The sequence below is a fragment of the Spirosoma migulaei genome, from assembly GCF_054776855.1.
In genome coordinates this window covers 467,849-479,808 of the sequence record NZ_BAAHBG010000013.1, presented here as the reverse complement: position 1 = coordinate 479,808, position 11,960 = coordinate 467,849, and the positions used below count along the sequence as shown (strand labels likewise).

The following is an 11,960-nucleotide window of genomic DNA, read 5'->3' as shown; positions in this document are numbered from 1 at the left end:
AACGACTACTCTCCGGCAAATTGCTCCGCTACGTATCGCTTGTATACTTTCCCGATCCGTAACTCTTTAGTGCCAATCCAGATGGCATCTGCATCCTTCCGATCAATATGGGTTCTATTTATGATCGCTGATCGACTAATTCGAATAAACTGACGCTTTGGTAATCGTTCCTCTGCTTCTTTCAGGGTCAATCGGGTAATGTAGACTTTCTGATTTGTAAAAATCTTCAGGTAGTTTTCCAGGCTTTCTACGTACAGAATGTCCGCACAGGCAATTGTCTGGCGGGCACCATCAATCATACAGGAAAAATAGCCTGTCTCCTCAGGTATCGTAGGCGCAGAGGGAGGTAGACTTTGGCTGATCATAGTAGGTGCATTCAGGTAGCGATACGTGATATACACGCCCAACCCCGTTACGGTATACACCCAGAAATTGACAATAAAGGGTAGCGAACGGGTAATGTCGAATTGGGTATGCAACACAAAATTCATGTTGAATGACCCCAGCACCATTAGTACCAATAACCAGCCGAAGTAAACGGCTTTTTTGTCGTGCAGAAACAACCGCTCAAACAGAATCCGGTTATGAAATACGATCCAGCCATAGAGCAACAGCAGGTATAAATAAGGCGATACTTTTGAAAAGCCAGGGCGATAGTCAATGGCATTCCAGTCCGTAATGAAATGAACAGCCAGTAGCGCACCCAGCCCTACCAGGTTTCGAATAATGAAATGATCCAGAAGCCGTGGACGTTGCATACGGCAAGTTACGACCTGGAATTAGTACCACCATCCAGTACGTGACGAAAGGCGTTTGTCACAGCCAATAGGATCTGGTCACGTTTATCGGATCAGCATAAATTTCCCTACCCAATTTTGGAGACGCACCGGTCAGCACTAAAATCCGGGCGTTCTTCCCCATGCATACGCTTCATTCGGTTAACGTTGTTCTTCATGTACTTTTCGGGACTATTGGGCTAATCCTGGGCGTATTTGTCCTGTTTTATCAAAACCGCCCTCGTCAACATACGCGTTACGGGCGCTATTTTATGTATTGCCTGATCGTTGTTGTTGCCACGGCTTTTCTCGGTATTCTCTTCTTTCGGTCAAATCCATTCTTACTCATTTTAACGCTATTAGGCGGCTACGTAGGTTATTCCGGTTACCGCGCTGTCCGGCTCCGCGAACAACGAACGTCCAATTTCGACATGCTGCTAGCCATAAGTGTGCTCATGGCGGGTGGTCTGTATCTACGATCCATGCAGTTGGCAGGAGGTAACTGGTCGCCAGCGGTTGTTTATCCAACTCTATCGGCACTTGTTCTGGTAGCGGGGTATGACCTTCTCAAACATGTCTGGCTCTACCATCGACTCAGAACTTGGTGGCTTTACGAACACATTTATAAGATGATGTCGGCTTACAGCGCCCTTGCTTCAGCCTTTTCAGGTACTGTATTATCCCAGTTTAAACCCTATAGCCAGATTCTGCCGAGCGTTGTTTGCGTAAGCGCAATTGTGTATTTCATCTGGCGGCAAGCGCGAAAAAGAGCTTTTCTAACCGCAAAGGTCGCAAAGACATTCGCAAAGAACGCGGATAGTATCACCTAGCGCCTTTGCGTCTTACCCTTTGCGCTCTTTGCGGTTAGAAAATTTATGAGCATTTCGTTAACTTGTGCCACGGTGTAACAACTGTGGCACAACCATTTAGAACTTCATACAACCTCTTCATGAAAAAGCTCTTCCTCCTCCCCTGCCTTCTCACAAGCTTGCTCTCGCCAACATTTGCCCAGGATCGGCTAATGGGTAAATCTTTTGCAAACCGGTCTGTTGTGATGGCCCAACACGGCATGGCCTGCACCTCGCACCCTCTGTCGACGCAGGCAGCTATTGACGTGCTGCGCTCAGGTGGCAATGCCATCGATGCCGCTATTGCGGCCAATGCCATGGAAGGACTGGTGGAACCTCATGTAAACGGTATTGGGGGCGATCTGTTTGCCATTGTCTGGGATGCTAAAACAAAAAAGCTCTACGGCCTGAATGCATCCGGCCGCTCTCCCTACAGCCTCACGCTGGCCGAATTCAAAAAACGCGGTCTGACACATATTCCGGCTGACGGCCCGTTGCCCGTTTCGACGCCGGGCTGCGTAGATGGCTGGTTTGAGTTACACAAACGGTTTGGCAAAACACCCATGCCCAAAATCCTATCGCATGCCATTCGCTACGCACGGGAAGGATATCCGGTTCACGACGAAGCGTCTTTTTACTGGACATCTATGGTTAGCCGATTTGGCAAGTATCCAAATGTAAAAGAAACCTACGCACCCAATGGGGCAGCACCGAAACGGGGGGAAATCTTTAAAAATCCAGCCCTGGCCAATACACTGGAAAAAATTGCGAAGGGTGGGCGCGATGCGTTTTATAAAGGCGAGATTGCCCAAACCATCGATGCCTTCATGAAAAAAGTAGGTGGCTACCTCAGCGCAAAAGATTTAGCGGATCATACCTCCGAATGGGTTGAACCCGTATCAACCAACTACCGGGGATACGACGTTTGGGAATTGCCGCCCAACAGCCAGGGAATTGCTACGTTACAAATACTGAATCTGCTGGAACCCTACGATTTCTCGAAAGTAGCCTGGGGCAGCCCTGAACATATCCATCAATTTGTTGAAGCCAAAAAACTGGCGTTTGAAGATCGGGCCAAATATTACGCCGATCCAGCGTTTGCCAAAATCCCCGTCAATGAGCTAATCAGCAAATCCTATGCAGCCGAACGGCGCAAACTCATCGATGCCAATCGGGCAGCCAGCCGTGTGGAAGCAGGCAATCCGGCCCTCCGGCAGGGCGACACCATTTACCTAACCGTAGCCGATGAAGAAGGCAACATGGTTTCGCTGATTCAAAGCAACTATCGCGGTTTTGGCTCCGGTATGGTGGCTGATGGCCTCGGCTTTATGTTTCAGGATCGGGGTGAACTCTATAGCCTGATCGAAGGGCAAAATAATACCTATGAGCCGCATAAACGCCCGTTTCAGACAATCATCCCCGCTTTTGTGACAAAGGATGGCCAACCCTTTATGAGTTTCGGGGTCATGGGTGGAAGTTTTCAGCCGCTGGGCCACGTTCAGATCATCATGAATATGATCGACTTCGGCATGAACCCCCAGGAAGCGGGCGACGCTCCCCGAATTGACCATCAGGGTTCTTCGGAGCCAACGGGCGAGAAAATGGTCGACGCTGGACAAATTACACTGGAGTCGGGTTACCCCTACGAAACCATCCGGGACCTGATGCGCAAAGGGCATAAAATAGGCTACGGACTGGGGGGCTATGGCGGCTATCAGGCTATTATGTACGACGCCAAAAACAAAGTCTACCACGGCGCTACCGAATCCCGGAAAGATGGGCAGGCTGCCGGATTTTAATCTTTGTTTTTCTGTAATTCCCATGTCGATGTGTTGGCGGTTACTTCTAATATAGGTTTTGAGAAACCTATCATGTCAGCTTCTTAAAGCTGACATCACAAAGACGCTATAATGCTTTTCGCAACGAAGATTTTCGCACCATTAAGCTGGTTTTCAATACATTACTAATTGGTGCCGAGTAATTTCCTGGATTTTTGATCAGATTGATCAATAACTCCGCGGCTGATCGTCCCATCTCGAAGGCAGGTTGCGCTACTGAACTTAAGGGTGGATTTAACAAAGCGGAGATCGGCAGGTCCGAAAAACCGATTAGCGCAATGTCGTCTGGCATCGACAAGCCTGCTTCAATGATTGCTGCATGACAGCCAATGGCAATATTATCACTGGAGGCAAAAATACCATCGGGCAGTTCAGGATTTGCCAATAACCTACGGGTAACCTCCAGCGAACTAGTCCCGTTATAGACTGATGAAACGACCCACTCATCTTTAATAGGTCTGCCATAATCCAGCAAGGCGGCACGATAACCATGTAAACGTCGACGGCTAATCAGCAGATGTTCGGGGCCCGATACGTGCGCAATTCGTTCACAACCTTGCTTGATAAGGTGCTCAGTAGCGGTATAGGCACCTTCAAAATCATCGACTAAGACCTTGTGCGTGTCGATCTCTTCACAAATCCGATCAAAAAACACAATGGGAAATCCTCGATCATGCAGGTTTCTGAAATGCGAATAGTCGGTTGTTGACGTGGCAATTGATACTAAAAGCCCATCTTTCCGACGGTTGGCTATGTGTTTTACGTTTAAGACTTCCCGTTCGTAATCTTCGTGACTTTGATAGATGACAACATGGTAACCCTGTGCAAAGGCTACATCTTCAATTCCGGCAATCACAATCGCGAAAAATGGGTTAGCAATTTCCGGCACGATAACGCCAATGTCGTGACTCAGACTGCTCAGTAAGCTGAGCGCTACCGGATTTGGATTATAATCAAGCTGCTGAGCCAGGTCGAGCACACGCTTTTTCGTGTCAACCCCAATCTCTGAACTATCTCGTAAGGCTCTCGATACTGTAGATGTCGAGAGATTCAATTCGCGCGCAAGATCTTTTATAGTAATCGTCTTCATAAGCCAGAAATAGCAAAATAATTATATTTTAACCAGTACTTATCTATTGAATTATAACTACTCAAATTCATGGTCATTAGCCTTACACTTATATTTTCCATAGAAAAATATAAAATTTTGCCAGTTTACGCAAAGGTTCCCGAAAGCGATTGCGTAAACTTTCTCTAATTTTCCCGAGAAAAATGTTGGAATCCCGAATGGATGAGGCTAAACTTAGTCAATCATTACCGTAGCAGCGACAATATGGTAAAGGGCTATATCTTGATTTTTTACTATAAAGGATAAAGCCGAACACATTACAATAGAAGCCTTTCCCCTTAACCAACTTAACCTACTGTATCTTATGAATTTTAGTAGACCATCGTTTACTTTTACGCTCCTTGCCCTAGTGCTATTGCGTACTGCCACAAGTGTGCTTGCCCAGAAACTAACCCAGCCTCAGCTAGGCTATCGGTCTGTCAAGACGTTAACAAATAAGGGGTTATCCTTTAAAGACCTGAATAAAAACGGAAAACTTGATACTTATGAAGACTGGCGTTTACCAGTCGAACAACGAGTCCAGGACTTGATTAGCCAGATGACCCTTGAGGAAAAAGTAGGCTTCATGCTCATCAGCACAACCCGGCTGGCAGGCGATGCATCGTTTCAACAAGGTGCGCCAAAATCAGAGATTACCAGCGGTTTTAATGAAGAAGATCTGGTACAGAACACGAATATGTTCACCCGAAAGCCACTGCCCTACCCCATGATGATGGCCGCCGGAACCACCAAAGGCGTGATGCAGAACCAACTGCGCCATTTCATTTTACGGGCAAATACATCCGCTAAGATCATGGCCGACTGGAGCAACAACTTACAGGCTCTGTGCGAAAGCTCCCGGCTAGGCATTCCAGCAATTGTGGCCTCTAATCCACGCAACCATATTACAGCCGATGCCTCCATCGGCCTCAGCGTAGGCACAACGGTTTTCTCAAAATGGCCCGGTGAACTTGGCTTGTCTGCCATGCATGACCTGAAACTCACCCGTGAGTTTGCCGATATTGCCCGGCAGGAATGGGCGGCCGTTGGACTACGGAAAGGCTATCAGTATATGGCTGATTTAGCGACTGAACCTCGTTGGCAACGTATTGAAGGTACGTTTGGTGAAGACGCCGATTGGGTTGCCAGCATGACCCGCGAAGTTGTACTAGGTTTTCAGGGACCTAAACTGGGCATCCATTCGGTGGGCTTAACGACCAAGCATTTTCCCGGGGGTGGACCACAGGTTGAAGGGCAGGACCCACATTTCGATTGGGGGAAGGATCAGCATTATCCCGGTAACCGATTCGATTATCACCTAAAACCCTTCCAGGCGGCCATTGACGCGGGTACATCGGCTATTATGCCCTATTATGCCAAGCCCATCGGTACGAAGTATGAAGAGATTGCCTTTATCTATAACAAAGCGATTATCAAGGACTTACTTCGTGACAAAATGGGCTTTCAGGGCATTATCAATTCCGACACCGGCCCTATTGAAATGATGCCATGGGGTGTTGAACAGCTCTCTATTCTGGAACGCTATCAGAAAGCCATCGACTGCGGAGTGGATCTATTCTCCGGTTCGGGCGACCCATCACTTTTGCTCGAAACGGTAAAAAAAGGGCTCGTAACCGAGAAGCGAATCAATGAATCCATTGCCCGTTTGCTACGGGAAAAATTTAGTTTGGGCCTGTTTGAAAATCCTTACGTTGATCCTGAGTTAGCGGAGAAAACCGTTGGTAAAGCCGCCTTTCAAGAGCGGGCTGATTTGGCCATGCGCAAATCCATTGTGCTGTTACGCAACTCCGCAAAGCTCCTTCCGCTGGCCCCTAAGACGAAAGTCTATATGGAGTCTTACTTTGATAATGGTCGGACAAAAGAGCCTGTTACAGTGATTAAACCAACTACGAACACCGGTACGCTTCAGTTTGTAGCAACTAAAGAAGAAGCCGACGTTGTTGTTCTTTGGCTTATGCCGAACGGAGGTAGTTTGTTTAGTTCTGCCGGCGCACCGATTGAACTTCAGTTATCAAAAAACAAGGTCGATGTAGGACATGTAAACGGCCTGACGAGCCAAAAGCCAACTGTAGTACTCATCAATTACACCAGTCCATGGATAATTGATGAGATTGATAATCCAAATGTAAAAACCGTACTTGCTACCTTTGGCACCACAACCGATGCCGTACTGGACGTATTGAGTGGCAAGTTTAACCCAACCGGGAAAATGCCATTTACAACACCCGTATCCCGACAGGCTGTCCTGGATAATCAATCCGATGTACCAGGACACTTAAAACCAAAGGGTTATGCGCTTTTCACCTTCGGCGACGGATTGAGTTACCCTTAATTAATTTTGCAATATGGCATTAGAACAAACATGGCGGTGGTTCGGCCCGAATGACCCCGTCAGCCTGGCCGATGTACGGCAGGCAGGTGCAACCGGAATCGTATCGGCCCTGCATCACATTCCCAATGGGAAAGTCTGGACAGTTGACGAAATACAAACCCGTAAATCCATTATCGAACAGGCTGGCCTAAGCTGGTCGGTAGTAGAGAGTGTACCCGTACATGAGGACATCAAAAAACGGTCGGGTAATTACAAACAGTACATCGACACGTACAAGGAGTGTCTGGTCAACCTGGCAACAGTCGGCATTGATACGGTCTGCTATAATTTCATGCCCGTGCTGGACTGGACGCGCACCGACCTCGACTTCCCACTTCCGGATGGTTCAACCGCTCTCCGCTTCGATACAACTGAGTTCTGCGCCTTTGAGGTGTACATTTTAAAGCGTCCGGGTGCCCAAAAAAGCTACTCGCAAACTCAGTTAACGCAGGCCAAAGGTTGGCTGGATAGGGCAACAGACGCCGATATTCAACGACTAACCCGCAACATCATTGCCGGATTACCGGGTAGCGAAGAGAGCTTTACACTGGAGGCCTTTGCCGATGTTTTGGCAACCTATGACCAGGTTGACGACACGGCCCTGCGCAATAACCTGTATCATTTTTTGCAGGAAATTACACCCGTGGCCGAAGACGCAGGTATCCGGCTAGCCATCCACCCCGATGATCCGCCCTTCCCGATTCTGGGTTTACCCCGCGTTGTCAGTACAGAAGCCGATGCTCGTCAACTGTTGGACGCTTACCAAAGTGAGTATAACGGACTGTGTTTCTGCACGGGTAGCTATGGTGTTCGGGCAGATAATGATCTGGTTGGTATGGTTGAGCGACTGGGCCATCGAATTAACTTCGTACATCTACGGGCCACGCAACGTGACGCCGAAGGCAATTTCCATGAAGCTGACCATCTGGCTGGCGATGTCGATATGTATGGTGTCATGAAAGCGCTACTGGTTGAACAGAATCAGCGAAAAGCATCGGGTCGACTGGATTACCGCCTACCCTTCCGGCCTGATCATGGTCACCGAATGCTGGATGATCTAATGCCTGGCAAACGAACCAATCCCGGCTATACTGCCATTGGCCGACTACGCGGTTTAGCTGAATTAAGGGGCCTGGAAATGGGCATTGAGCGAAGTCTTTTCTAGGTAGAGGAAACACAGATAAATGGTTCCGATCCGTCATGTTCGACACAATGGATCGGAACCATTTGCTATTTTCTGCCTAATTTGTTTCGGCACCCGTTCCTTTATCAAATTCAGGCCGTTAGCAACGTATCGATGCAACCTCTCATCACCAATGATGCCATCATTCTGGGTATTTTCCTCGTACTACTTACCCTGATCTTCAAAACGTCGCAGTCGGCTCACCCATTCTGGGTACGGGCCTACACCTACATTCCGGCCTTATTGCTCTGTTATATTTTTCCGGCCACGATGAATAGCCTCGGCCTTATTTCGGGCGAGCAATCGAGTCTGTACAAAGTCTCCACGAATTACCTACTGCCAGCGGCTCTGGTTCTCCTAACCTCCACCGCCGATCTGCGATCGATTATGCGTTTGGGCAAAAAAGCGTTGATTACGTTTTTGTCTGGCACGGTGGGCATTATCGTTGGTGCACCAATTGCGTTTTTTGCGGTTATGTGGCTGATCCCCGGATTCCGAGAGCAGGCCATCGCCAATGAATACTGGAAAGGGTTGGTCACTATTTCGGGAAGCTGGATTGGGGGTAGCAGCAGCCAGTTAGCGTTGAAAGAAATTTATGGGTGTAGTGAAGAACTCTTTGCCATAATTCTCGTGGTTGATGCGGTTGTTTCCACAAGCTGGACGGCCTGTCTTATTTACGGAGCTGCTTACAAAGACAAAATCGATGGTTGGCTCCACGCCGACACGAGCTCAATTGAAGAAGTAAAGCAGCGAATACTGGCGTACAAAGAAGAACCCGACAGGCCTGCTAACTTACTGGATTTGAGCACCATTTTAGCCCTTGGTTTTGGGGGCGGTGCGCTGGCCCATGCGCTGGCGTATGTCCTCTCAAGTAATCTTCAGCCTTACAAAGCTTCCTTGGCGGCTTATGGTCTGGACCCGTTCACCTCTAACTTTCTGTGGGTGGTTATCCTGTCTACTTCGCTCGGCATTGGGTTGTCGTTTACGGGATTACGGAAACTGGAAAAACTTGGGACCACCGATCTGGCTACGTTATTCGTTTATTTTCTCATCATGACCATCGGTATGCGGCTCGACCTCTCCAATCTGGGAGGCAATATGGGGTTGTTTCTGGTGGCTGTTATCTGGATGCTCATTCACATTCTGTTTATGCTGGTTACGGCCCGCATCATTAAAGCACCTTACTTTTTTGTGGCCGTTGGTAGTCAGGCCAATATTGGCGGGGTGTCAACGGCCCCGGCAGTAGCGTCCATTTTTCATCCGGCGCTCGCGCCTGTTGGGGTATTACTGGCCGTATTGAGTCACGTGTTAGGCGTCTACGGTGGGTTAATTACCGCCTGGTTAATGCAGTTAATTTCCCACTAGTACTTCTCCAATTTAGTTTCTATAGATTCTGTGGATTCTATTGATCCTATTGTACTGATAATCAAGGTGAATAGAGTCAATAGGTTCTATAGAATCCTCTAGAATCTATTTTGGCAAAGCACTAGTCTGAAGCATTTATTCACTACTGATCAACAACTTATAGAAACAACAAGAAACCATAGCAATGACTATCTACCTAAAAAAGGGGATGCTTTATGTAGCTTACGCCTTAATTCTGATCGTGGCCTTGTACGCCCTGACTTATTTTATTCCAAATCGCCCATCGCCTTTTCTAGAGCACAAGCCACTCCAGAATATCCTCTGGCGCATTGCCTTCTGGACGCACGTCGGTTTAGGCGCTGTAGCCCTGGCCCTGGGCCCTTTTCAATTATCGGTTAAACGCCGACAACGTAATCTATCGCTACACAGGCAATTGGGCAAACTGTATGTAGTCAGTATTTTGCTGGCCAGTCTGGGCGCATTTTACGCTTCCTTTTTTGCCGATACGGGCTTAATAGCGAGTTTAGGTTTTGGCACATTGGCCGTCGTCTGGTTTTATACAACCTTGCGGGCTTATCAGACCATTCGGCAAAAGAAAGTTAATGAGCATCGGGCCTGGATGTATCGAAGCTATGCCGTTACGCTGGCAGCCGTTACGTTAAGGATCATTCTTCCGGTTGAATTAGCCTTATTTCATCTGCCATTTACAGTGGCCTACCCGATCGTTGCCTGGCTATGCTGGGTACCTAATCTGCTGGTTGTTGAATGGTGGTTAAGCCGACGGTTTATTACCAGACCTGCCTGAAACGCAAAAAGACCGGAAGAATATCTCCCGGTCTTTAACTATGCGAACCAAATAAAAACAATCAATGCTACCTTATTCCATCACCATTTCAGTATGGGCGGGTGCTTCAATTTTCTTACCGATAAACAGCAATAGCAAGGGTACACAAATCAGGAAGAACGCACCGATCACGAGGAAAGTATCGGCATAGGTCATTACTAATGCCTGCCTCATTACGGTACCCTGCATCATACCATAGGCTTTGCTGGTAGCGGCCATCAGGGCATCTCCTTTCGAGAGGAACAGGTTCGTAAATTGCTTGATCCGTTCGACCGACAGTGGGTTATACATCGAGACATTATCGCCCAGTCTCGACGCATGAAACATGGTACGCGTTGAGATGTAGGTTGTCATAATAGCCGTTCCGAACGTACCGCCCAACTGCCGAATCATACCCGTGAGGGCCGATCCCTGAGGAATATCGATATTTTTCAGATCAGCTAACGTAATGGTTGTCAATGGAATGAAAATCAGTCCCATACCAACACCCCGAATAATAAGCGGCCAGAAGAAATAATCGGGACCAGCCGCCAGATTGATGGCCGACAAATCGAAACAGAAGCCGAAGAACATCAAAAAGCCAATGGCTGCATACCAGATCGGTGAGATGAAATTCTTACCCATCAGTCCACCCACAATTGGCATCATGATACCCGTCATAATCGAACCGGGCATCAGCAGTAATCCTGTCTGGCTGGCCGTAAACCCTAGAATGGTCTGACAGAAAACCGGAATAATGAAGACCGAGGCAAACAGCCCGAAACCCAGAATAAAATTGAACAGGGTTCCTACGGCAAACCGACGCTGGAGCAATAATCTGAGATTCAGAATGGGTATTTTAACCGACAACTGCCGCCAGATAAAACCAATCAGCCCAACGGCAGCCGCAATAGACATACCGACAATGAACGTCGAATCGAACCAGTCTTTTTCTTCGCCTTTTTCCAGGATGATCTGCAACCCACCAATGCCCATCGTCAATAGGATCAATGCCAGCCAGTCCATCTTACCGGCGGCAATTTTCTCGGCAGGTTCCTTAATGTAGGTGTATGTCAGGAACGTAGCGAGAATACCGAAGGGAATGTTGATGTAAAATACCCAGTTCCAGGAGAGGTTATCGGTGATATACCCACCAAGGGTTGGCCCAATCGATGGACCAATAATTACGCCCATCCCGAAGATGGCGTTGGCAATACCTAAATCTTCTTTCGGAAACGTCTGAATCAGAATAGACTGGGCAGTCGTTAACAGTCCTCCCCCACCGATACCCTGTACGACCCGGAAGAAAACCAGTTCCCATACGTTAGTCGACGTACCACAGAACACCGACGCGATGGTGAACATAATAATGGACGCGGCAAAATAATTTCGTCGCCCCAGCTTGGCTGTCAGCCAGCCCGACATGGTAATCATAACGGCACTGGCGGCTGCGTAACCCGTAACGACCCAGCTAATATCACCCAGTGATGCGCCAAGGTTACCCATCATCTGGTTTAACGTAACGTTTACGATCGACGAGTCGATGGTTTGCAGCAGGGCGGCCGTCGTTACGGTTATTACGACGATCCATTTATCAAAACCTAGCTTGTTCATAATATTATTAATG

9 protein-coding genes are annotated in these 11,960 nt (G+C 48.0%); 6 read left to right on the top strand and 3 right to left on the bottom strand.

Annotated elements, in window-relative coordinates; all coding sequences use genetic code 11:
• Window positions 1–5: 5 nt before the first annotated feature.
• Window positions 6–758, bottom strand: a complete 753-nt coding sequence (locus tag ACYVGO_RS17815) for a LytR/AlgR family response regulator transcription factor (protein WP_460970411.1) — start codon at window positions 756–758, stop codon at window positions 6–8.
• 161 nt (window positions 759–919) lie between these two features.
• Between ACYVGO_RS17815 and ACYVGO_RS17810 the strand changes: the two genes are divergently transcribed.
• Both ACYVGO_RS17810 and ggt read left to right on the top strand, forming a co-directional pair.
• Window positions 920–1,606: a hypothetical protein gene (locus tag ACYVGO_RS17810; RefSeq protein WP_460970410.1), complete on the top strand. Its 687-nt coding sequence runs from the start codon at window positions 920–922 to the stop codon at window positions 1,604–1,606.
• Window positions 1,607–1,725: 119 nt separating this feature from the next.
• Window positions 1,726–3,423, top strand: a complete 1,698-nt coding sequence (ggt, locus tag ACYVGO_RS17805) for a gamma-glutamyltransferase (RefSeq protein WP_460970409.1) — start codon at window positions 1,726–1,728, stop codon at window positions 3,421–3,423.
• A 106-nt stretch (window positions 3,424–3,529) separates the two neighbouring features.
• Here ggt and ACYVGO_RS17800 read toward each other — a convergent pair whose 3' ends face one another.
• Window positions 3,530–4,552 (bottom strand): LacI family DNA-binding transcriptional regulator, encoded by a 1,023-nt coding sequence (locus ACYVGO_RS17800; RefSeq protein ID WP_460970408.1) that lies wholly within the window; start codon window positions 4,550–4,552, stop codon window positions 3,530–3,532.
• 343 nt (window positions 4,553–4,895) lie between these two features.
• Between ACYVGO_RS17800 and ACYVGO_RS17795 the strand changes: the two genes are divergently transcribed.
• From ACYVGO_RS17795 to ACYVGO_RS17780, 4 genes are all read left to right on the top strand, one after another.
• Entirely contained in the window at window positions 4,896–6,923 is a 2,028-nt protein-coding gene (locus ACYVGO_RS17795) for a glycoside hydrolase family 3 protein (RefSeq protein ID WP_460970407.1), read from the top strand.
• 13 nt (window positions 6,924–6,936) lie between these two features.
• The gene (uxuA, locus tag ACYVGO_RS17790) at window positions 6,937–8,127 is read left to right on the top strand and encodes a mannonate dehydratase (RefSeq protein WP_460970406.1); all 1,191 of its coding nucleotides are present in this window, start codon (window positions 6,937–6,939) and stop codon (window positions 8,125–8,127) included.
• A gap of 132 nt (window positions 8,128–8,259) precedes the next feature.
• Window positions 8,260–9,510, top strand: a complete 1,251-nt coding sequence (locus ACYVGO_RS17785) for a DUF819 family protein (RefSeq protein WP_460970405.1) — start codon at window positions 8,260–8,262, stop codon at window positions 9,508–9,510.
• Window positions 9,511–9,694: 184 nt separating this feature from the next.
• On the top strand, window positions 9,695–10,315 hold the full coding sequence (locus tag ACYVGO_RS17780; protein ID WP_460970404.1) for a DUF2306 domain-containing protein: 621 nt from the start codon (window positions 9,695–9,697) through the stop codon (window positions 10,313–10,315).
• 72 nt (window positions 10,316–10,387) lie between these two features.
• On the opposite strand, the gene ACYVGO_RS17775 is transcribed toward ACYVGO_RS17780, so the two are convergent.
• Window positions 10,388–11,947, bottom strand: a complete 1,560-nt coding sequence (locus tag ACYVGO_RS17775) for a DHA2 family efflux MFS transporter permease subunit (protein ID WP_142772549.1) — start codon at window positions 11,945–11,947, stop codon at window positions 10,388–10,390.
• Window positions 11,948–11,960 lie beyond the last annotated feature (13 nt).

What these genes read in the sequence shown, in the direction of transcription:
- ACYVGO_RS17780 (WP_460970404.1), top strand. Translation starts at nt 9,695, where the DNA reads ATGACTATCTACCTAAAAAAGGGGATGCTTTATGTAGCTTACGCCTTA.
- ACYVGO_RS17795 (WP_460970407.1), top strand. Translation starts at nt 4,896, where the DNA reads ATGAATTTTAGTAGACCATCGTTTACTTTTACGCTCCTTGCCCTAGTG.
- ggt (WP_460970409.1), top strand. Translation starts at nt 1,726, where the DNA reads ATGAAAAAGCTCTTCCTCCTCCCCTGCCTTCTCACAAGCTTGCTCTCG.
- ACYVGO_RS17800 (WP_460970408.1), bottom strand. Translation starts at nt 4,552, where the DNA reads ATGAAGACGATTACTATAAAAGATCTTGCGCGCGAATTGAATCTCTCG.
- ACYVGO_RS17810 (WP_460970410.1), top strand. Translation starts at nt 920, where the DNA reads ATGCATACGCTTCATTCGGTTAACGTTGTTCTTCATGTACTTTTCGGG.
- ACYVGO_RS17815 (WP_460970411.1), bottom strand. Translation starts at nt 758, where the DNA reads ATGCAACGTCCACGGCTTCTGGATCATTTCATTATTCGAAACCTGGTA.
- uxuA (WP_460970406.1), top strand. Translation starts at nt 6,937, where the DNA reads ATGGCATTAGAACAAACATGGCGGTGGTTCGGCCCGAATGACCCCGTC.
- ACYVGO_RS17775 (WP_142772549.1), bottom strand. Translation starts at nt 11,947, where the DNA reads ATGAACAAGCTAGGTTTTGATAAATGGATCGTCGTAATAACCGTAACG.
- ACYVGO_RS17785 (WP_460970405.1), top strand. Translation starts at nt 8,260, where the DNA reads ATGCAACCTCTCATCACCAATGATGCCATCATTCTGGGTATTTTCCTC.